Here is a 20596-nt window from a genome sequence, read left to right as displayed (position 1 = left end):
CCCGCCGGCGCCGGCCCCCCCGGGGGGCCCGCGCCCTGCTCCGCCTGGCCCCCTTCGGCGCCGTGACCCCCCGGGGGCCGCGACCCCCGGGGGGGCGCGCCCCGCGGTGGCGTCCGGTCCATCGAACGTCCCGGCCCCATCTCCACCGAGTGGATCTTCGAAGGCGCGATGGTCCCGGGAACGGGGCTCAGGTGGCGGGGTGGGGGATCACCGGGAGTTCGGCGGCGCCGTTGACGATGATCGAGGGGATCCTCGGTGGCTCGGTCCCGGCTTCGGCCATCTCCAGGTCCGGGAGCGCGGCGAACACCTCCTCCAGGGCCACCCGGCCCTCCAGACGGGCCAGGTGGGCGCCGACGCAGAAGTGCGCGCCGAAGCCGAACGCCAGGTGTTCCTTGGACTCGCGGTCCGGATCGAAGAGGTCCGATCCCTCGGGGTGCAGCTCCGGATCCCGGCCGGCGCTGCCGAAGCCGACCAGGATCGCCTCTCCGCGCCGGATCACCACCCCTTCTCCCAGGTCGATGTCCTCCACCGCGTAGCGCATGGGCACGTACATGACCGGCGGATCTCGTCGCAGTGACTCCTCCACGATCTCCCCGGCGGACAGCTCTCCCCGACCGAAACGCTCCCGATGGTCGGGGTGGGTGAGCAGGGTGTGGGTGGAGGAGGTGATGAGGTTGACCGCCGTCTCGAACCCGGCCCCGATCATGAGGAGCAGCGTGCCGATCAGTTCGTCACCGCTCAACTCCCCTTCACGTTCATGGGCGATGAGGTCCCCGGCCAGGTCGGACGACGGGTGTTCCCGCTTGTACTCGGCCAGTTCCGCCAGCAGCCGGTAGAGGTGGACCTGGGCCTCGACGACCCGCTCCGGCGCGGCCGAGGTATCGAGGAGGGCGTCCACGGCGGCGCCCAGAGGCTCCTTGCGCTCGTCGGGGACCCCGAACAGTTCGCAGATCACCCACATGGTCAGCGGCCACGAGAGGGACGCCCGCAGGTCGACGACCTCACCGGGGGCGCTTCGGGCGATCTCCGCGACGAGTTCACGGGCTCGGCTCCGCACGGTCTCCTCCAGCGCGCGGACCCGTTTGGGGGTGAAGGCCGGGGTGACCATCCGGCGCAGGCGCCGGTGTTCCTCCCCATAGCGGTTGAGGAACCCCTCGATGAAGGTGATCATGCCCAGGGACCAGCCCTCGGGCACCCGGTCGCGGTCGGGCCAGTGTGCTCTGAAGTCGCGGGAGACCCGGGGGTCGGAGAGCAGTTCCCGGATCGTCCCGTGGCGGGTGACGGACCAGGCCTCCACCCCTCCGGGGAGTTCGACCCGGACCGCGGGTCCGGCACGTCTGAGCTCGGCGACCTCCGTGTGGAGGTCGGTTCCTTCGGGGTCGATACGGAAGGGGCAGGTCGATTCGTTCCGGCTTTCGCTCGCGTTGGGCGGCATGGCGGCCTCCGGAGACCGAACAAGAGAGGGCACAAAGCGCAGAGGCGGGGTTTCGGCTCTGAATCGGTGGCTTTGCCCTTCTTTGTACGCCCAGGGGACTTCGCCGGCAATGATTCCGGAACATGTTCTCCGAAAAAGTTCCGCCCCGGATTCCCCCACGTCACAAGGGTTTTCTCCCACCACCCTCGTACCTGGGCGCGGCCCCCTTCTCTGGAGAGGACGCCCCTCCCCCGAGAGGGACCTACTCGGTCGCCTCGTCGACGAGGTGGCGTGCCTCCTGGACGGCGAACCACATGAGCTCGTGGTCCTCGGCGGCGTCGGAATCCGGGTCCGCGGCCGCCTCCGCGATGTCCTCGGCGACGTCCGGATCGTCCACGTGGACGGACTTGAGCCGCTTGTAGGGGACGGCGCCCTGGAGCAGGACCCGGGCCACGTCGGCACCGTGCCGGGCCTCGTGTTCGATCGCGCGGTCGGGCATCTCGGCGGCCAGGACGACCCGACGGCGCGGGGCCGCGGGGTCGGCCGCCAACATCCGCAACGAGGCCTCGGCCGCCGCGTACATGGCGGCGTACTCGGCCTCCTCGGAGTCGCCGTCGGGGCCCGCGTCGGCCGTGAAGGCGGTCAGCGGGGTCCCCTCCAGGCGTCCCTCGTCGAGGAGGGCCGCCAGGGCGGGGACGGTACTGGGCAGGAAAACGTACATCGAAGGCTCCAGGGCGCGGTCGGTTTCCTACGAGTTTCCCAAAGAACCGGGACCGACCGTGCGGATGGAGCCCGAAGGCGGTCAGGCCGGTTGGTGTTCGGTCTCGTCCTCGGAGGCGAGGAAGCGGGCCAGCGCCCGGCGGGTGCTCTCCACGTCGGTGTGCAGGATGCCGGTCATGCCCAGCGCTTCGGCGGTCTCGATGTTGTGTTCGAGATCGTCGATGAACACGCAGTCCTCGGGTGCCAGCCCCATCCGTTCACAGGTGTGCAGGTAGATGCGTTCCTCGGGTTTGCGCATGCCCACCTCACCGGAGATGACCACGGTGTCGAACGTGGTGGCGAAGTGTTCGCGCGGGTAGCCGTTGCCCCAGGAGTTGGAGAGGAGCGCCGTACCGGCCCCGCTCCTGCGCGCGGCGCGCAGGGTCTCGTACATGTCGTGCACCGGTTCGAAGCGCGAGAACATGCGGTGGATCAGGCCCTCCGCCCGTACCGGGCCGCCATGGGTGGAGCGCAACAGGGCGGCCAGGTCGCGTTCGAACTCGGCCGTGTCGATCTCGCCGCGTTCCAGGGCGTGTACGGGGTTGTCGGGCAGGGTGCCCTCGAAGTAGGGACGCATGACCTCGTAGTAGTGGTCCGCGTCGATCCGGTCGGCGTCGAGCCAGGCCCGGATGCCGTCGAGAAGAGGCGGTGTGAGAACACCGCCCCAGTCGGAGATGACCCCTCGTCGGGTGCCGTTCATCCGATCCCCTCCTTGGTGACCGTGGTCTGAACCACCGCCCGACCAAGGGGTCGGGCGGGCAACGGTTCTTCCCGTTCCCCGCCCTTTTCAACCTCGTGGGTGTCCCGGCCCCCGACCGGGGTCAGTACCGGAGTCCGGTACCGATGCCCATGTCGACCGCGGGGATGTCCACCGGGAGGGTCCCGGTGGGTTCGACCTGCCCGGAGATGACCCTGGCCGCCGCGACCCGTGAGACCTCCACCGCCGAGTAGAGGGCGAGGTAGCCCTCGACGTCGGGGAAGGCCTCCAGGTCGTAGGGGCCGTCCTGGGAGACCACCACGACGGGGGTGCCCTGGGCCTGTCCGGAGGCGACCAGGGAACGCTGCTCCTCGGAGCTCCGGGCGCCGCTGGTGCCCACGACGAGCACGGCCTCTCCGCTCTCCACCACGTTCATGCCGGCGTCGGCGAGAGCGGGGGCGATCCGGTCGGCCCCCGTCCCGGTGACCCGAACGTCGGTGCCCGCGGCGAGCGGCAGGAGGTCGTTCTCGTTGCGCAGGAGGGTGACCGAGGCGTCGGCCACCCGCTGGGCGGCCTCGGCGTGGTCGGGGTCCTCCATGGCGGAGGTGGCGGCGGCCGGGTCGACCGGCTCGGCCTCCAGGATGCCGCGCTTCTCCTTGAGGGTGAGGACGCGCAGGACGGAGCGGTCGATGCGTTCCTCGTCGATCCGTCCGCTCTCCACGGCCTCGTGGATGGCGGCGACCGCCTCCTCGGGGTTCGGGGGCATGAGGAGCTGGTCGACACCGGCCTCGATGACCCGGACCGCGACCTCGCCGTCGGAGTGGCGCTGGCGCACGCCGTCCATGTTGAGGGCGTCGGTGGTGACCACGCCGTCATAGCCGAGCTCGTCGCGCAGGATGCCGTCGATGAGCGTCGGGGAGAGGGTGGCCGGGTCGGGGTCCTCGTCGCTCTCCAGCCCCGGCATGAGCACGTGGGCGGTCATGATCGAGTCGATGCCCGCCTCGACCGCCGCGCGGAAGGGCGGCAGGTGCTCGGCCTCCCACCGGTCCCGGGGGAGGTCGATGACGGGGAGGCCGCTGTGGCTGTCGACGTCGGTGTCGCCGTGGCCGGGGAAGTGCTTGGCGACCGGCACCACGCCGTTCTCGGCGTAGGCGTCGGCCTCGGCCAGCACCATCTCCGCCACCGCGTCCGGGTCGGAGCCGAAGGAGCGGATACCGATCACCGGGTTGTTCGGGTCGGTGTTGACGTCGGCGTCGGGGGCGTAGTTGAGGTTGATCCCCACCGCGGTGAGCTCGTTCGCCGTGGTGGCCGCGCGCAGGGCGGCGAGTTCGGTGTCGCCGGTGGCGCCGACCGCCATCGCGTCGGGGAACAGGGTTCCCACCGGCATGCGCACGACGCGCCCCTGTTCCTGATCGATGCCGAGGAACAGCGGAACCCCCTGTCCCTGTTCGGCGGCGATCTCCTGGACCCCGGCCGACATCCGGGCGATCTGCTCGGCGTCGTCGAGGTTGGCGTCGAAGTAGATGAGCCCGCCGGGGCGGTGGGTCTCGATCAGCGAGGCGTTCTCCTCGGCCGTGGTGCCCTGCGCGGACAGGACCAGGAGTTGGCCGATCTTGTCGTCCAGGTCCATCTCGGCGAGCAACCGCGGAGCCAGGACCGGCTCGAAGGGCTCGGCCGAGGCGCCCGGGTTCTGTTCGTTGTCCTCAGGCGAGGAACCCACCTCCTCGGGGGTCGTGGTACATGCACTGATCATCAGGGCCAGGCCTGCGCAGACCGGGACCAGGGCGCGCGGTTTCATTGGGGCTTCATCTCCGATGGAACGCTGGTTGCCGCCGGAGACTATCCGGTCCGCGCGAGTGGCGGGGGCCACCCTCGGGCCGTTCGGGCGCTCCGGCTCAGGTCCAGACGAAGAGGTCCTCCCCGCTCGTCACCGCGCCGTCCACGTGTTCGCTCAGGGTGTCGGCGGAGGCGTCCAGGGCCACCACCGGCACCACGGAGGGTTTGCCGAGGGAGGCGACCGACCCCGGCGACCATTCGATCACCGGGGCGCCCGCGACGACCTCGGTGCCCTCCTCGGCCAGGAGCGTGAACCCCTCGCCGGCGAGCTGCACGGTATCGATGCCCAGGTGGACGAGGACACCGCGACGTGCGTCGGGCGCCATCACCACGAAGGCGTGCGGATGGAGTTTGACCAGGGTCCCGGTGATGGGCGCCACCGCCGTCTGACGGGACTCCTGGCCGCCTTCCTGTCCGGGCTCGGGGTGCACGGCGAGGCCGGGGCCGACCATGCTCTGGGAGAAGACCGGATCGGGCACCGTCTCCAGGGACATCGCCGTTCCGGTGACAGGGGAGAGTACGCGCAGCGCACCGTTCACGTCTGACATGGGAAAGGTCTTCCCTGAGGACGGGACTTCATCCGAGAACGTACCGACCAAAAAGGTCCGAGTCCTCTTGACCGCTCCCGTTCCGAGCCCTATGGACTATTCGAGAAGATCCTGGATCTCGTCGGTGAGGCTGTCGGCCTCGGGGCCGACGACGACCTGGACGACGTTCCCGGAGACCAGGACGCCGTGGGCCCCGGCGGCCTTGAGGTCGTTCTCGCGTACCAGCCCCGGGTCGGCGACCTCCGTGCGCAGCCGGGTGATGCAGGCCTCGATGTCCTCGATGTTGGCCGCACCGCCGAGTCCGGCGACGATCGCCTCCGCCTTGTCCGCCATGTGCCCTCCGTGCTTGAGATCGGGTGCCCCGCGGGACACGTCCGTGAGTCTGAGCCGAGCTTAGGGGTGGCGCATGCCACACGCCAGGGTCCTCCGCCGCGAGGTGTCCCGAAAGATCCTCGGGACACCTCGCGGCCACAGATCAGTCGGGGCGATCGGGACCCTGGTCCGACGATCGCCGGGGTGGCGCGTCCCCACCGCTCTCCGACCCGGCGGTCGAGGAGACGGGCGCCGCCGCGTTCTCCTCCGGGTCGGCCTCGCGGCCGGGGGTGGGGAGGTTCAGCCTGGTGATGAGCAGGTAGAAGATCCCGAAGTAGACCAGGAAGTAGAGCACCCCGAACAGCAGCAGGATCCCCAACCCCTGGGTGTTGTCCTTCGTGGCGTTGAGCAACAGGTCGATCAGGCCTGCCGAGAAGCCGAAGCCCAGTTGCACGTCGAGCGCGTTCATCACGGCCATCGAGACGCCGGTGAGCACGATGTGCACCCCGTACAGCAGGGGGGCCACGAAGATGAAGGCGAACTCCACCGGCTCGGTGATGCCCGTGACGAACGCGGTCAGCGCGGCCGGGATCATGATCGACCCGATCTGGGCGCGGCGTGCCGGGGCGGCGGCCAGCCACATCGCCAGGGCGGCCCCGGGGACGGCGAACATCAGGACGGGGAAGAAGCCGGACAGCATGCCGCCCGCGTCGGGGTCCCCGGCGAAGTAACGGGTGATCTCCCCGTGCGTGGTGGTGCCGTCATCGGATGTGTAGGAGCCGGAGACGAACCAGATGAACGAGTTGACCACATGGTGCAGGCCCATGGGCAGCAGGATGCGGTTGATGACCCCGTAGATCCCCGCGCCCAGGGCTCCGGCGCCGATGATGCCCTCGCCCAGGTTCTGGATCCACATGCCCACGACGGGCCAGAGCACACCGAGAGCCACACCCATGAACAGGCCGGCCAGGGCCGTGACGATGGGCACGAAGCGGCGTCCGCCGAAGAAACCCAGCCAGGTGGGCAGCTTGATCCGGTGGTAGCGCTGCCACAGCACCGCGGCGATCAGGCCGATCGCGATGCCGCCGAGCACGTCGGTGGGGTTCTTGACCGCGTGGTCGATGACCGGGGTCAGTTCGTTGAGGGTCTCCGGATCGGTGACGGGTTCACGGGTCACCGGGTCGACCGGGAGCGGATAGGAGGTGACCTGGTAGCCGAGGTCCCCCTGAGGACCGTCGAAGGTGGCCATCGTCCAGGTGGCGACCCGGTCGAAGACCAGGTAGCCGACGACGGCGGCCAGCGCGGTCGAACCATCGGCGCGTTTGGCGAAGCCGATGGCCACACCGATGGCGAAGAGCAGCGGCAGGGCCTGGAAGATCGCGTCGCCCGCCGTGCCCACGGCACCGGAGACGGGGTCCATCCAGCCCATGCCGGGCATACCGGCCAGTCCTTCGGCCCCGAGCAGGTCGGGTTGCCCCAGACGGAGCAGGATCGCGGCGGCGGGCAGGACCGCGATCGGCATCATGAGACTGCGACCGAGCCGTTGCAGCACGGCCAGCGCGGACGACCCGCGCTTTCGTCCCGGAGTGGGTTCCTTCGAGGGTTTCGCCGAACTGTCGGCGGCAGCGGGGTCCGACATGGTGGGGGGTCTTCCTCTCGACCGGGCGCCCCGGGCGGGCGCGGACGTCAGTCGCCGTGCCTGCGCGGGTCCAACCGTGAGTGCAGTTGGTAGCGGTCGGCACGGTAGGTGGACAGCGCCAGTTCCACGCACTGTCCCTTGGCGAAGCTGCGACGCTGCATGATCAGCACCGGGCTTCCCGCGGGCAGACCGAGGAGACGGGAGTCGGCCGAGTCGCAGATCCCGGCCTCGATGGTCTGTTCTCCGGAATCCAACAGGATGTCGAACTCGTTTTCCAGGACCTCATAGAGGGATCTCTCGGCGAGGTCGTAGTCCTCCAGGCCCGGGACCATCGCGGCGGGGATGTTGGAACGCTCCACCGCCATGGGCTCGTCGTCCGCGGTGCGCATGCGTTCGATGTGGTGGACCAGGGTGCCGGGCGCGATGTCCAGCATGCGCGCGGTGTGACCGCTGGCCGGGATGACCTGGCGGATCAGTTCGCGGGCGCCGGGTTCATAGCCCCGCGCGCGCATGTCCTCGCTGAAGGAGGCCAGGACCAGGGACATCTCGATCTTGGGACGGGCGATGAAGGTGCCCTTGCCCGGTACCCGATAGAGCCGGCCGTCGGCCACCAGCAGGTCGATGGTCTGACGCACGGTCATGCGGGACAGGCCATAGGTGGTGCTGAGTTCTCGCTCCGAGGGGACCATGTCGTCCACGCCCAGTCCGGTCGCGGCGATCCAGTCCAGGAGCAGATCACGGAGTTGGACGTACTTGGGCAGTGGGTTGTCCGGGTCGATCGCCATGGTCGGGAGGCCTTCTGGTTCGGCGGGCGGGGTCGGAGCGGGAAGTGCTCTCCTGATGTTCTCGCAGGCACGTCATGACCCGAAAAAACACGACCTAGACCCTAGCGCGCGACGGGTCCCGGCATCCGGTGTTCACCGGCTCTTCCGGGTTTCGACTGGTATAGTCCGGACTAGACCACAGCTTCGACCTTTGTGTCAATCCACCCGAACGCACCGGATCCGAAGCGATACGACGGCGGCCGGAACACCGGCCCCACGCCGTTCCCGATCCACCGGCGCGGCCCCCGGCGCCCATCCAGGAGCGCCCGTACACCACCTGGGAAGGTTCCCCATGACCACCAAGACGAGCGTGATGCGAGCGGAGATCGCCGAGCAGCCCGAGGCTCTGCGCCGCACCTTCTCCGAACTCCTACCCCTGCGCAAGGAGATCGAGGCCCTGGGACGCGAGACCGAACACGTCCTGTTCATCGCCCGGGGCTCCTCCGACAACGCCGCCGTCTACGGCGGCTACCTGCTTCAAGTGCACACCGGCCGCCTGGCCACCCTGGGCTCCCCCTCCGTCGCGACGGTCTACGGATCCAGACTCGACCTGTCCAAGGTGCTCGCGGTGGCCATCTCCCAGTCCGGGAAGACCGAGGAGATCGTCGACACCATGCGCTGGGCCGCCGATTGCGGCGCCCGGACCGTGGCCGTCACCAACGGCGCCGACTCCACGCTCGCCGAGGAGGCCGACGTCGCCCTGGTCACCCGGGCCGGGAAGGAACTGGCCGTTCCCGCGACCAAGACCTACAACACCCAGCTCGCCGCCTTGGCCGTGTTGGCCCTGGGTCTGGGCGCGAAGCTGGACCCGGGCGAGCTGGAGCTGGTCCCCCAGGGCATCGAGGAGACTCTCGCGGCCCCCACCGACGCTCTGGAGGAGATCGTCGAGCGGATGGTCGCCGTGCAAGGAGCGGTGATCTCCGGACGTGGGCTGGCCTTCTCCACCGCCCTGGAGGCCGCCCTGAAGCTCAAGGAGGCCTGCTACACCCACGCCATGGGCATGTCCTACGCGGACCTCCTGCACGGCCCCATCGCCGTCGTGGACCCGCGGACGCCCACCCTGCTGATGGCCGCCCCCGACGGGCCGACCCTCCAGGGCACGGTGGCCCTGGCCGAGCGGGCCCGTTCGGCCGGTTCCCCGGTCTTCGGCTTCGGTGGAGGCGAGGCGCTGGCCGCCGCGAGCGACCTCTCGGTGCCCGTCCCCGACGTGCCCGAATGGGTCTCGCCCATGAACCTGATCGTCCCCGCCCAGCTGCTCACCGAGCGTCTGGCCCGCCGTCTGGGCTACGACCCCGACGTGCCCCGGGGCCTCAACAAGGTCACCCAGACCTCCTGAGACGACGTCGAAGGGCCCCGGAACATCGTTCCGGGGCCCTTCGACATGCCGTGGATCAGAAGAGGCGGCCGATCAACAGGATCGCGCCGATGATCACCATCGCCGCCCCGGAGACACGGGTGACCATGCGGGCCGCCGCCGGGCGGGCGCCCAGGACCCGTCGGGCCAGCACCCCCACCCCCAGGTAGATCACACCGCAGCTGGCGGTGTGCACGAGGCCCAGGGTGCCGATCTGCGCGGCCAGGGGCCATCCCCCGTCGGGGTCGGTGAACTGTGGGAGCAGCGCGACGAACAACAGGAGCGCCTTGGGGTTGAGTCCGCTCACCCCGGTCCCGGTGACCATCCGCGCCACCCATGAGCCCGACATCTCGTCCGCGGCGCCCACTCCCGGCACCGCGGGCCGGGCCAGGGTGGCCGCTCCCAGCCAGATCAGGTAGACCGACCCCAGGACGGTCAGGCCGGTGAGCAGGCCCGGAGTACCGGTGACGAGGGCGGCGACCCCGCCGGCCACCACCGCGGTGAGCGCCACGTAGCCGATCACCAGGCCGCCGACCGCGGGCAGGACCGAGCGGTCCCTCAACCCCGCCGAGATCGCGTACGCCCAGTCGGCGCCCGGCACCATGACCAACAGGACCGACACCGTCCAGAACGTCGCGACCGCTCCCGCGCCCACAGCAGGACCCCTCTTCCCCCCGAAAGACCAGTTCAGAGGGGAAGAGTAGTCTCAAAACGACCGAATATGGTTCCACTGTTTGCACGGAACTCCGCCCTGGGTGGAAGAATATTCGCCATGGATATCGTTGACCGGAAGATTCTTGCGGAGCTCCAGGAGGACGGCCGCCTCAGTGTCACCGAACTGGCCCACCGGGTGGGCTTGAGCGTCTCCCCCTGCCACCGTCGCCTGCGCGAACTGGAACGTTCCGGGGTGATCAGCGGCTACCGCGCCCTCGTGGACGCCGAGGCCGTGGGGCTCGGCTTCCAGGCCCTGGTGTTCGTCACCATGCTCCAAGAGGACCGGGACACCGTCATCGCCCTGGAGGAGGCCGTGGCCGCCATACCCCAAGTGGTCCGCGCCGAGCGTCTGTTCGGCGACCCCGACTACCTGCTGCGTGTGGTCAGCGCAGACCTCGCCGCCTTCCGGACCCTCTACGACGAGGCGCTGGCCACCCTGCCCGGGGTCCAACGCCTGAGCTCGACCCTGGTCATGAAACACGTCGTCCAGGACCGCCCCCTACCGTCCTGAACCCCGCGAACGCACACGCGCGCGGGCGCGGCCCTGGAAGGGACCGCGCCCGCGCGCGTGGATACGGAACCGCTACTTGGTGGCGGGGGCTCCGTGGCACTTCTTGTACTTCTTGCCCGAACCGCAGGGGCAGGGCTCGTTGCGCGAGGTGCCCGCGTACTCGTCGGCGGTCTCGCTGTGGCGCTCGACCGTCCCGTCCTCGCTCGGAGCCGAGTACTGGAGACGCTCGGGCTGTCCCTCGCCGAAACCGGGGACGACGACGTCCTCGGCGGGCTCCGCCTCGGTCTCGGGAGAAGCGGCCTCGGCGGCCTCGGTGTCCTCGTCCACGGCCGTGGCCACGGCGGTCGCGCCCGAGGCCCCTCCGACGGAGGTCGCGGTCTGCGCGGCCGCGGCGGCGGTGAGAGAGGGCTCCTGCTTCTTCTGGACCTGGACCTCGACGTTGAAGAGGTAGCCGACCGACTCCTCCTTGATGGCCTCCAGCATCTGCTGGAACATGTCGAAGCCCTCGCGCTGGAACTCGATCAGCGGGTTGCGCTGGGCCATCGCGCGCAGGCCGATGCCCTCCTGGAGATAGTCCATCTCGTAGAGGTGCTCACGCCACTTGCGGTCCATCACCTGGAGGATGACGCGACGCTCGACCTCGCGCATCGCCTCCTCGCCCAGGTCGGCCTCACGCTTGTCGTAGGCGCTCTTGGCGTCCTCGACCACGCGCTCGGCGATGAGCTCGGCGGTCAGCGAGTGCAGGTCACCGTTCTCCTCGATGAACTCGTCGACGGTGAACCCGATCGGGTAGACCTGCTTGAAGGCCCGCCAGAGCTTGTCCAGGTCCCAGTCGTCGGCGTCGCCGCGCGAGGTCTCCTCGACGACGTAGCCGCGGAGCACCTCCTCCAGCATCTCGACGACCTGGTCGCGCAGGTCCTGTCCCTCCAGGACCTTGCGGCGCTCGGCGTAGATGACCTTGCGCTGCCGGTTGAGGACCTCGTCGTACTTGAGGACGTTCTTGCGGATCTCGAAGTTCTGCGTCTCGACCTGGCCCTGAGCGGAGGCGATCGCCTTGCTCACCATGCCGGACTCGATCGGCTGGTCGTCCGGGATGTTCAGCTGGTTCATGAACACCTCCAGACGGCTGGAGTTGAACAGACGCAGCAGGTCGTCCTGGAGCGACAGGTAGAAGCGGGACATGCCCGGGTCACCCTGACGACCGGAACGGCCTCGAAGCTGGTTGTCGATACGACGCGACTCGTGGCGCTCGGTGCCCAGCACGTACAGACCGCCGGCCTCGACGACCTTCTCGTGCTCGGTCTCGAACTCCTTCTTGGCCTTGGCCAGGGCCTCCGGCCAGGCCTCCTCGTACTCCTCCGGGGTCTCCAGCGGGCTCAGGCCCCGCTTCTGGAGCTCCTCGTCGGCGAGGAAGTCGGGGTTGCCGCCCAACATGATGTCGGTACCGCGACCGGCCATGTTGGTGGCCACCGTGACAGAACCCAGCTTGCCCGCGCGCGCGATGATCGCGGCCTCACGGGCGTGGTTCTTGGCGTTGAGGACCTCGTGCGGGACGCCCTCGCGCTTGAGCATCCGAGAGAGCAACTCGGACTTCTCGACGCTGGTGGTACCGACCAGGACGGGCTGTCCGGCCTCGTGACGCTCGGCGATGTCCTCGGCCACGGCCTGGAACTTGGCGTCCTCGTGCTTGTAGACGACGTCCTTGACGTCCTCACGGATCATCGGCTTGTTGGTGGTGATGGGCACCACGCCGACGCCGTAGGTCTGGGAGAACTCGGCCGCCTCGGTCTGAGCGGTACCGGTCATGCCGGCGAGCTTCTCGTAGAGGCGGAAGTAGTTCTGGAGCGTGACCTTGGCGAGAGTCTGGTTCTCGTCCTTGATCTTGACGCGCTCCTTGGCCTCGATGGCCTGGTGCATACCCTCGTTGTAGCGGCGACCCGCCAGGACACGACCGGTGAACTCGTCGACGATGAGGACCTCACCGTCCTTGACGATGTACTCCTTGTCCTTGCGGTACAGCTCCTTGGCCTTGAGGGAGTTGTTGAGGAAGCTGATCAGCGGGGTGTTGACCGCCTCGTAGAGGTTGTCGATCCCCAGCCAGTCCTCGACCTTGGCGACACCGGACTCGGTGATGCCGACGGTGCGCTTCTTCTCGTCGACCTCGTAGTCCTCGTCCTTCTTCAGACGAGGAGCGATCTTGGCGAACTCGGAGTACCACCGCGAGTTCTGCTCGGAGGGCCCGCTGATGATCAGCGGGGTGCGCGCCTCGTCGATGAGGATGGAGTCGACCTCGTCGACCAGGGCGAAGTAGTGCTCGCGCTGGACCGTGTCCTTGAGCGAGAGCGCCATGTTGTCGCGCAGGTAGTCGAAACCGAACTCGTTGTTCGTTCCGTAGGTGATGTCGGCCTGGTAGGCCTTGCGGCGGGCGGTGGTGGTCATCTGGGGACCGACCACGTCGACTTCGAGGCCGAGGAACTGGTAGACGCGACCCATGTTCTGGGCGTCGCGTCGGGCCAGGTAGTCGTTGGTGGTGATGACGTGGACGCCCTTGCCGGCCAGAGCGTTGAGGTACACCGCGAGGGTTCCGGTCAGGGTCTTGCCCTCACCGGTCTTCATCTCGGCGATGTTGCCCAGGTGCAGGGCGGCGCCGCCCATGATCTGCACGTCGAAGTGGCGCTGGCCCAAGGTGCGCTTGGCCGCCTCGCGGACGGTCGCGAAGGCCTCCGGGAGGAGGTCGTCCAGGGACTCGCCGTCCTCGTAGCGGTCCTTGTACTCCTGGGTCAGACCGCGCAGCTCCTCGTCACTGAGGTCGACGAAGTCGTCCTCGAGGAGGTTCACCTGGTCCTTGTACTTCTTGAGCCGGCGCAGGATCTTACCTTCACCCGCGCGCAGGAGCTTGTCGAGTATGCCTGGCACTTCCTATGCGCTCCTCGCAGATCGCGGTCGGCTCCACCCGAGGCGGAGAGACGGGTCGGGCCCGCTGACCGTGCTTCCGTGGCCACGGAGGTCAGGGGGAATCCTGGGTCCTCGGGCCTACATCCTAGAGGACCGTGGCCCGATTCCCGCCCTCTTGCCGAACGAGTGGAACGGGGGCGGATGTTCCCGCCCTTTTCTCAATATTTGTGCAGAGTCGCGCATTTCACCGGGTAGTGCAATGGGTGAAGGAGCGTTCCATGCGGTGCTCCGTCCCGCGGTGACGCTCGACGACGCAAGCGCGACCGGGGGGACGACATGCGTGGGGGAAGAAGGCACGAGGAGCCCAAGAGCGCGGAGGCCGGGGACCGGGAGACGTCGTTCCCCCGCACTCCCGCCGAGGTGATCGAGACGGTGGTCGAGGGGACCCGCCGCACCCCGCCCCGGCCCAGCGAGGAGATCGACCCGGCGCTGGTCTGGGAGGGGCACCGGCCGACCGACGACGAGCAGGATCGTCGGGGACACATCCGGGGCTTCCAGCGTCAGGGGGGTTCGCTGGCGCCGAGCAGCGGCCACCGGGGCCGCGCGGCCTCCTGGGTCGGGGTGGCCCTCGCCTTCATAGGGTTCGCCCTGGGCGGTCTGGGCATCGTCCTGGGCGGTTCGGTGGTGCTCCTGGTCATCGGCGCGGTCCTGATGGTGATCGCGCTGGTGGTGGCGGTGTCCTGCGACATCCTGAGCGACGTGGTCCTCGACCCGCCCCGGGACGAGCCGGAGGAGCCGCACCAGACGCCGTTGCACCGGATCAAGCGCTCCGCCGACGCCTATCGCGCCTGACCTCGAAGGACGGGCCCGCGTGCCCGGGGGCGAGGCACGCGGGCCCGTCCGCGCCGATCGCGGCGGACCGTGTTCCGGTCCGCCGCGATCGGCCTTCGAGGTGGTCCCGTCCCGATCGGTCACCGGGACGGGATGGGATGGGGTCAGTCCGTCAGGCGCAGGACACCGTAGTCGAAGCCCTTACGGCGGTAGACGACGCTCGGGGTGTCCTTGACCTCGTCGTGGAAGAGGTAGAAGTCGTGCCCGATCAGTTCCATCTCCATCAGCGCCTGGTCGATGCTCATCGGCTTGGCCCGGTGGACCTTCTCCCGCACGATCACGGGAACGTCCCCTTGGGTGTCGAGTTCGACGAACTCGCCGGAGAAGCGACCGTCGACCTCGACGCCGTCGATCTCCTCCTCCCCCTCGCGCTGGGCCGGGGGTGCCGTCGTGGTGGTCGTCGGGGCGAATGAGGCCAGGTCCCCGGGGAGATCGGCGGTCGCGGCCGCCACGGAGACGGGAGTACGGCTGCCACGGTGGACCTTGCGGCGATCCGCGGCCTTGCGGAGACGGGCCTCGATCTTGTCGATGGCCAGGTCGAGGGCGCCGTGACGATCGATGGAGGCGGCCTCGCTCCTGATCACGGGTCCGTCCGAGTGGATGGTCAGTTCAACCCGCTCGCGGACGTCGGCGAGCTTGGGGTTGCGCTCCTGGGACACCTCCACATCGACGCTCATGCCCTTGCGCTCCCACTTGGAGAGCCTGTCGAGCTTGTTCTCGACGTGCTGTCGGAACTTCTCACTCACACCGGTGCGTCGACCTTTGACGATGATGTCCATAGGACCCCCTTCATCGCGTGGCCGTCGTGAAGGCGACGGCCAGGCTGGCTCTGCTCCCCTCCCGTGGCGAGGAGGGGTATGACGCGTCGGCCCCCTTCCGTCGGTGCCCGGCCTCGGCCGGGGCTCGGCTCGCTTGGAAGTGCGTATACCCATCGGAGGCGGGGTCATCACCCGCCCCGCGTACATGTTTGCCCAGGTCCCGTGAGTTGCGAATAAGGACTTTCATCGCGTTTGAGATGGAAAGCCCCACAGAGGAACGGAAAACGGTCTCCGGCCCCCACCGGAGGCGGGAGGGCGTCGTCGTCCGGGCCTCGGTGTGGAGCGCGTCACGGCCGGGGACTGCCCCGGAGCAGGGGGTTCGGGGCGCGGCGAAGGACCGTGTGGGGGCCCGCACCCCCGGAGCCGTGGCTCCGGGAACGACGAACCCTCGCACGTCGGCATGCCACCCGTCCGGCCGACCTGGTCTTCGTCCCCACATCCGCCTGCTGAGAGTGTCGCCGCTCTTGAACGCGACTACTGCTCTTCTCCCTGTCATGAGGGACATCGGGACCCTCAGTGGGGCAGGACTTACCTCTAAGGCGCACCGTGATCGGTCGACGAAAAGTCGCCTTACGTGGGCCGTTTCGCCTGCGCCTGGCATCGGCTTGCCGGCGAAGTCCTCCGGTGTTCCCGGAGGCTTCGAATGTCCGGCGCAACCACGGACCCGGACGGGTGCCATACCTGGACCGTAACCTGTCCTGGCCCGTCTGTCAGGTAGTGAAGAGGGCCTCGGGCAACCGAAAATCATCGTCAAGCCTTACAAATAGGCACTTTTCGCCTGTTCAGGGGGCTTTGTAAAACCTTCTTTCCGGCCTCGGATCCGATCGGCCGGCCGATGTAGGACGCCGGCCCGAAGGCCGGGCCGACCGTTCCCGTTCGGCCAGGACCACCGCGCCGATCACCCGCGCGCCCTCCTCGCGCAGCGCGCGGGTCGCCTCCAGAAGCGTCGCCCCGGTGGTGAGCACGTCGTCCACGACCACGACCCTGCGCCCTCGTACGTCCACGACACCACCGGATCGGCTCCGCGGCCCCCGGGCGCGACCCCGATCGGATGGAACGACCTCGAGGGTCCCCACCCGGTTGGCCAGACGTTCGGCCCGCCCCAGTCCGACCTGGCCGCGCGCCGTGTGGCGGTACCGCAGGACGGGGGCGACCCCGAGGGTGGCCCGAGGGCCCGAGTACAGGACGCACGCGCGCGCCAACCGGGGCACGGCTCTTCGAGGGGCACCGCCTCGACGGCCCGGGACCGGGACCAGGAGAACGTCCGGCCCCGTGCGGCGCGAGGCCAGCAGGGTACGGGCCAGCCGCTCCCCCAAGGGGCGCAGCAACCGGACGTCGCCGTGCTCCTTGTAGGCGAGCAGAACACGTCGCTCGCGACCGGCGTGGCCTCCGGCCGCCCACACCGGTGGGCACCCCGCGCGCGGCGCGCAAGGGCGCGGACCGCGTGCCAGCAGCGTCCGGCAGTCGGGGCAGAGAGGTCCCTCCGTCCCGCCACAGCCCGCGCAGAGGGAGGGCAGTAGGAGGTCGAGCAGGGCCGTGGCGAACGTGAGGAGGAGGTCACGGACCCGGAGCGCGTACCGTCCGGGCCACCGACGCGCGAACACGGGTTCGTGGTCCATGTTCCCAGGATCGGTGTTCGGCGTCCGTCCCGCCGGCCCCGTTCCGGGATCTGTGGACAACGCCCCACCCCGACCTCCGGGCGTCAGCCCGGGAAGGTCGGCGACCCGCCCTCGACCACGTTCTGCCAGTTCAGCGGATCGTTGGAGGCCCAGATGTTGCCGTCGTCGGAGCCGGCGAGCAGAGGTTGCCCCGGGGCTCCCGAGATGGTGACCATCCCCGCCGCCGGGGTACCGGCGCTGGCCGCCGGGCTCCCTCCGTCCAGGGACACCAGAAGGGCCTGCGGGGCACCGCCCTCCCGGCTGCCCAGTACGACGAGCTGATCGCTCGAACGCCAGGCCACGTCGATGAGGTCCTCCACGCCCCGGCCCAGGGTGATGAAGGCGTCCACCGTGACCTGGCCGTCCCCGTCCCGGGACACCCGTCCCACCTTCAGGGAGCGCTGCCCGTCCTGTTCGGTGATGACCGCGGCCCGGGTGCCGTCCCGGGAGATCTGGAAGCTGACCAGGGAATGGTCCCGCAACCCGTTGACCTGGACCCGGGCCACCTCGTCCCCGTCTCTCAACACCCACAGGGTGCTGTCGCCGGGTTCGGGCGGCTCCTCCGTCCCGCTCCCACTGAGGTTGGGGTCGCCCTCGGCGTCGGAGGCGTCCTCGGATTCCTCCTCGTCGTCCCCGTCCTCCTCGTCCCGGGTCTCCTCGACCACCCACAGGTCGCCGTTGATGTCCCAGGACAGATCGGTGAACAGGCCCTCGTCGAGCACCTCGTCGGTCCGCGCTCCGGGGCTCACGAAGCCGGTGACGACCTCACGGCCGCCCTGGGTGATGCCCGCGATGGTGCTCTCGTCGATGGAGACCGCGAACCTCTCCAGCCGCACGTCGCCCCGGCCGAGCGGACCGGGGACGGGCTCCACGTCGCCGAAGCTCTCCGCGCTCCAGTCGGATGCGGACCAGAGCTGCCCCTCCTGCGTGTAGTAGGCGCGGATACCGCTGGAGATGGCCCCGGGGCTCACCCTCGACCACAGTTCGCTGCCCGGTCGTGGGCGATCGGCGCTGTCCCCGTCGGAGTTGGGGAAGGAGACGTCCTCGCCGTCGATCTGGAGGGTGAACTCCTGGACCTCGGGAAGCTGGCGCAGGGTCCAGGCGATCTGGGCCCCCATCGCGTACTCGTCGGGGTCGGAGACGCCGCGGATGTCGATCACGGCGCGTTGGGAGTCGATCTCCAGATCCACCCGAGCGTCTTCGGGGAAGGCCGATTCGACGGACGGCGAGAGCCAGTCGGTGGGGCCGGAGATGAGCTTGCGGAGCAGGCGTTCGGCCAGTTTGTCCGTGCTCACGGGCAGGTAGACCGGGTCGGGGACCAGGGCCGTCCCCTCCGGGTTCAGGTAGTACAGGTTGAACGGCCGGTGCGTGCGTTCGACGTCGAGTTCGCTGAGGAGCAGTTCGTCGGGGAGGTCCTGGATCCGCCACTCGCCCTCGGGGTCCTCGTTCTCCCGGGCCAGGGTGAAGGTCTCGTCGAGGAGGGCCGCCCCGACCTGGGTCGGGACGTACTTGCCGCTCTCGTCGATGTCGGCCACCAGGTTGCTGCGCACCCGGACGGTCGCGGTGAGGCCGTCGGCGGAGATGTCGGCGTCGAAGTCGGCCGAGTCCAGGTCGTTGAAGACCCGGACCGCCCCGTTGGGCGACCAGTCCTCGGCCGTCGGCGGCAGCATGTAGCTGCGCGCGGCCTTGTGGTCGTCCTCGAAGCTGCCCATGTCCTTGAGGAAGCCGTCGACCAGCCCTTCCGGGGCCACACCGGGTTGGGGGCCCGCCGGAAGGAGACGCACATAGCCGTCATAGGGGTCGCCCGAGACGTCCCCGCCCTCTCCGGGGACCACCGGACCGGTCATGGGGATGGTCGCGCAGGCCGTCAGGGACACGCAGACGGACAGACAGACCGCGATGGTACGCGTGATCACGGTGGGTCTCGCCGACCCCGCCTTGTGCGTCACAGGGCCTCCTCGTCGTCGGTCCCTCCCCGCGCCTTGGCGGACTGGTCTCCCATGGAGGTGAAGTTACGGCCCAGGGCGATCTCCGGCGGCACCAGCGGCAGCGGCGATCCGCGCAGCTCGGCCCCCGAACGTCGGGGCAGGGACAGGCGGAACTGGGACCCCTGACCGGGCATGCCCCAGGCCTGGAGCCAACCGCCGTGCAGGGTGGCGTCCTCCTTGGCGATGGACAGCCCGAGCCCGGTGCCCCCGGTGGTGCGCACACGGGAGTAGTCGGCCCGCCAGAAACGGTCGAAGCACAGGTGCTCCTCCCCCTCCTTCAGACCCACGCCGTAGTCGCGCACGGCGACGGCGATGGCGTCGCGGTCCCCCGCGGCGGCGACCACCACGTCCCGTCCCTCGCTGTGCTCGATCGCGTTGACCACGAGATTGCGCAGGATGCGGTTGATCCGTCGGGTGTCGAACTCCGCCAGGCAGGGCTCGGCCGGAAGCCGGAGGACGACCTTGATGCCGCGCCGTTCGGCGATCTGCTCGGCGTCGCCGACCGCCTTCATCACCGAGTCGCGGATGTCGGCGGACTCGATCCCCAGGGTGGCGGCCCCGGCGTCGTGGCGGCTGATCTCCAGCAGGTCGGAGAGGAGTTCCTCGAACCTCTCCACCTGGCTCTGGAGCAGTTCCACCGAGCGACGGTGGGAGGTGTCCAGTTCCTCCCGATCCTCGAAGAGCAGGTCCCCCGCCATCCGAATGGTCGTGAGGGGGGTGCGCAGTTCGTGCGAGACGTCGGAGACGAACTGGCGCTGGACCTTGGACAGCTCCTCCAGCTCCTGGATCTTCTCCTGGAGGTTGCCCGCCATGTCGTTGAAGGACATCGCGAGCCGGGCCAGGTCGTCCTCGCCGCGCACGGTCATGCGTTCGGTGAGGTCGCCCGAGGACAGACGTTCGGCGGACTGGGCCGCGGAGCGCACCGGCGTGACCACCTGACGGGTGATCATGAAGGCGATCAGTCCGAGCAGGATCACCAGCAGGACCGCGATCAGCGCGACCGTGTTCTGGAGCAGGTCGAGGATCTCCTGCTCGTGCTGGAGCGGGAAGACGTAGTAGAGCTCGTAGGCGTGGGTGAGCTGGGCGCCCACGACCAGCGCCGGCTCGATCGATCCGTCCTCGGTCTCGATCCGCGTGTACGTGTGGTACTGCTGATCGGGTGTCTCGGAGAGCCGGATCTGTTCGACCAGACGATCCGGGATGCTCTCGTCGACCGTCTCCTCGTCGACGGTCGCCCAACCGCGCTCGTCGCTCACCGACGGCAGGATCACCACGCCGTACAGTCCGGTCTCGCCGCTGCGGCTGGTCAGCTCCCGGGCGATGTCGTTCAGGAGCCGTTCGCGGTCGCTGCTCTCGTCCTCGCGGAGCTCGGCCAGCGCGTAGCCGAGCCCGGCCCGGTGGTCGTTGACCGCGGCGCTGGTCTTGGCCTCCAGCAGCCCTCCGCGCACCTCGGAGATGAGCACGTAGCCCAGACCCGCCATGACCACCAGTGACAGCACCAGGGTGGTGCTGATGACCCGGAGGTAGAGCGAGCGACGCCAGTTGGTGTGCACGACGCTCACCAGGGCGCGTGCGGCCCGCTGCGCGAGGAAGTAGGCCCGGGTCAACCCCGTGGTCTGTTCCCGGCGCCGTCCCCCGGCCTCGGACAGCCCTCCGGAGGACGGGACGGACCGCACCCCTTCGGGGTCGGCCGCCCGCCCCTCCTCGGGTTCGGACACGGTCATAGGGAACCCGGCCG

17 protein-coding genes are annotated in these 20596 nt (G+C 69.3%); 3 read left to right on the top strand and 14 right to left on the bottom strand.

Annotated features, from left to right (window positions below):
- Nucleotides 1–187: 187 nt before the first annotated feature.
- The 8 genes from U9J66_RS11515 to U9J66_RS11480 all read right to left on the bottom strand — a co-directional run bounded on the left by U9J66_RS11515 (nt 188) and on the right by U9J66_RS11480 (nt 7990).
- Nucleotides 188–1435: a cytochrome P450 family protein gene (locus U9J66_RS11515; RefSeq protein ID WP_326337652.1), complete on the bottom strand. Its 1248-nt coding sequence runs from the start codon at nt 1433–1435 to the stop codon at nt 188–190.
- Between the two features lie 241 nt (nt 1436–1676).
- Nucleotides 1677–2135: a DUF6912 family protein gene (locus U9J66_RS11510; protein WP_017533526.1), complete on the bottom strand. Its 459-nt coding sequence runs from the start codon at nt 2133–2135 to the stop codon at nt 1677–1679.
- A gap of 81 nt (nt 2136–2216) precedes the next feature.
- Nucleotides 2217–2873, bottom strand: coding sequence for an HAD family hydrolase (locus U9J66_RS11505; protein ID WP_017533525.1), 657 nt, complete (start codon nt 2871–2873; stop codon nt 2217–2219).
- Between the two features lie 121 nt (nt 2874–2994).
- Nucleotides 2995–4668 (bottom strand): glycoside hydrolase family 3 protein, encoded by a 1674-nt coding sequence (locus tag U9J66_RS11500; RefSeq protein WP_326337651.1) that lies wholly within the window; start codon nt 4666–4668, stop codon nt 2995–2997.
- Between the two features lie 97 nt (nt 4669–4765).
- Nucleotides 4766–5254 (bottom strand): PTS sugar transporter subunit IIA, encoded by a 489-nt coding sequence (locus U9J66_RS11495; RefSeq protein WP_014912279.1) that lies wholly within the window; start codon nt 5252–5254, stop codon nt 4766–4768.
- A gap of 96 nt (nt 5255–5350) precedes the next feature.
- On the bottom strand, nt 5351–5587 hold the full coding sequence (locus tag U9J66_RS11490; protein WP_014911802.1) for a glucose PTS transporter subunit EIIB: 237 nt from the start codon (nt 5585–5587) through the stop codon (nt 5351–5353).
- 142 nt (nt 5588–5729) lie between these two features.
- A complete protein-coding gene (locus tag U9J66_RS11485) occupies nt 5730–7205 on the bottom strand; it encodes a PTS transporter subunit EIIC (RefSeq protein WP_017533523.1) in 1476 nt (491 codons plus the stop codon).
- A gap of 47 nt (nt 7206–7252) precedes the next feature.
- The gene (locus U9J66_RS11480) at nt 7253–7990 is read right to left on the bottom strand and encodes a GntR family transcriptional regulator (RefSeq protein WP_014912080.1); all 738 of its coding nucleotides are present in this window, start codon (nt 7988–7990) and stop codon (nt 7253–7255) included.
- A 331-nt stretch (nt 7991–8321) separates the two neighbouring features.
- Between U9J66_RS11480 and U9J66_RS11475 the strand changes: the two genes are divergently transcribed.
- Nucleotides 8322–9365: an SIS domain-containing protein gene (locus U9J66_RS11475; protein WP_014912977.1), complete on the top strand. Its 1044-nt coding sequence runs from the start codon at nt 8322–8324 to the stop codon at nt 9363–9365.
- 55 nt (nt 9366–9420) lie between these two features.
- On the opposite strand, the gene U9J66_RS11470 is transcribed toward U9J66_RS11475, so the two are convergent.
- A complete protein-coding gene (locus U9J66_RS11470; protein ID WP_326337650.1) occupies nt 9421–10038 on the bottom strand; it encodes a LysE family translocator in 618 nt (205 codons plus the stop codon).
- Nucleotides 10039–10155: 117 nt separating this feature from the next.
- Here U9J66_RS11470 and U9J66_RS11465 point away from each other — a divergent pair, with 117 nt between their 5' ends.
- A complete protein-coding gene (locus tag U9J66_RS11465) occupies nt 10156–10608 on the top strand; it encodes an Lrp/AsnC family transcriptional regulator (RefSeq protein WP_014910230.1) in 453 nt (150 codons plus the stop codon).
- A 72-nt stretch (nt 10609–10680) separates the two neighbouring features.
- Here U9J66_RS11465 and secA read toward each other — a convergent pair whose 3' ends face one another.
- Nucleotides 10681–13524 (bottom strand): preprotein translocase subunit SecA, encoded by a 2844-nt coding sequence (gene secA, locus U9J66_RS11460; RefSeq protein ID WP_017533521.1) that lies wholly within the window; start codon nt 13522–13524, stop codon nt 10681–10683.
- A gap of 315 nt (nt 13525–13839) precedes the next feature.
- Here secA and U9J66_RS11455 point away from each other — a divergent pair, with 315 nt between their 5' ends.
- Nucleotides 13840–14355: a hypothetical protein gene (locus U9J66_RS11455; RefSeq protein WP_237449924.1), complete on the top strand. Its 516-nt coding sequence runs from the start codon at nt 13840–13842 to the stop codon at nt 14353–14355.
- Between the two features lie 143 nt (nt 14356–14498).
- On the opposite strand, the gene hpf is transcribed toward U9J66_RS11455, so the two are convergent.
- The 4 genes from hpf to mtrB form a co-directional block, all read right to left on the bottom strand.
- A complete protein-coding gene (gene hpf, locus U9J66_RS11450) occupies nt 14499–15173 on the bottom strand; it encodes a ribosome hibernation-promoting factor, HPF/YfiA family (RefSeq protein WP_014910965.1) in 675 nt (224 codons plus the stop codon).
- A gap of 821 nt (nt 15174–15994) precedes the next feature.
- Complete coding sequence (locus U9J66_RS11445; protein WP_017533519.1) at nt 15995–16831, bottom strand: ComF family protein; 837 nt, start codon at nt 16829–16831, stop codon at nt 15995–15997.
- Between the two features lie 83 nt (nt 16832–16914).
- Complete coding sequence (locus U9J66_RS11440; protein WP_442789852.1) at nt 16915–18819, bottom strand: LpqB family beta-propeller domain-containing protein; 1905 nt, start codon at nt 18817–18819, stop codon at nt 16915–16917.
- Nucleotides 18816–20582, bottom strand: a complete 1767-nt coding sequence (gene mtrB / locus U9J66_RS11435) for an MtrAB system histidine kinase MtrB (RefSeq protein ID WP_014911551.1) — start codon at nt 20580–20582, stop codon at nt 18816–18818. The genes U9J66_RS11440 and mtrB overlap by 4 nt, the downstream gene beginning before the upstream one ends.
- Nucleotides 20583–20596: the final 14 nt, after the last annotated feature.

The sequence above is a fragment of the Nocardiopsis sp. LDBS1602 genome, assembly GCF_035818715.1.
Classification (GTDB): Bacteria; Actinomycetota; Actinomycetes; order Streptosporangiales; family Streptosporangiaceae; genus Nocardiopsis; species Nocardiopsis alba.
The sequence above is the reverse complement of the archived record's forward strand: the minus strand, read 5'-3'. Positions and strand labels throughout refer to the sequence as shown.

Coding starts and splice junctions, on each gene's coding strand:
- U9J66_RS11515 (WP_326337652.1), bottom strand. CDS start 1,435: ATGCCGCCCAACGCGAGCGAAAGCCGGAACGAATCGACCTGCCCCTTC.
- U9J66_RS11510 (WP_017533526.1), bottom strand. CDS start 2,135: ATGTACGTTTTCCTGCCCAGTACCGTCCCCGCCCTGGCGGCCCTCCTC.
- U9J66_RS11505 (WP_017533525.1), bottom strand. CDS start 2,873: ATGAACGGCACCCGACGAGGGGTCATCTCCGACTGGGGCGGTGTTCTC.
- U9J66_RS11500 (WP_326337651.1), bottom strand. CDS start 4,668: ATGAAACCGCGCGCCCTGGTCCCGGTCTGCGCAGGCCTGGCCCTGATG.
- U9J66_RS11495 (WP_014912279.1), bottom strand. CDS start 5,254: ATGTCAGACGTGAACGGTGCGCTGCGCGTACTCTCCCCTGTCACCGGA.
- U9J66_RS11490 (WP_014911802.1), bottom strand. CDS start 5,587: ATGGCGGACAAGGCGGAGGCGATCGTCGCCGGACTCGGCGGTGCGGCC.
- U9J66_RS11485 (WP_017533523.1), bottom strand. CDS start 7,205: ATGTCGGACCCCGCTGCCGCCGACAGTTCGGCGAAACCCTCGAAGGAA.
- U9J66_RS11480 (WP_014912080.1), bottom strand. CDS start 7,990: ATGGCGATCGACCCGGACAACCCACTGCCCAAGTACGTCCAACTCCGT.
- U9J66_RS11475 (WP_014912977.1), top strand. CDS start 8,322: ATGACCACCAAGACGAGCGTGATGCGAGCGGAGATCGCCGAGCAGCCC.
- U9J66_RS11465 (WP_014910230.1), top strand. CDS start 10,156: ATGGATATCGTTGACCGGAAGATTCTTGCGGAGCTCCAGGAGGACGGC.
- U9J66_RS11455 (WP_237449924.1), top strand. CDS start 13,840: ATGCGTGGGGGAAGAAGGCACGAGGAGCCCAAGAGCGCGGAGGCCGGG.
- hpf (WP_014910965.1), bottom strand. CDS start 15,173: ATGGACATCATCGTCAAAGGTCGACGCACCGGTGTGAGTGAGAAGTTC.
- U9J66_RS11445 (WP_017533519.1), bottom strand. CDS start 16,831: ATGGACCACGAACCCGTGTTCGCGCGTCGGTGGCCCGGACGGTACGCG.
- mtrB (WP_014911551.1), bottom strand. CDS start 20,582: ATGACCGTGTCCGAACCCGAGGAGGGGCGGGCGGCCGACCCCGAAGGG.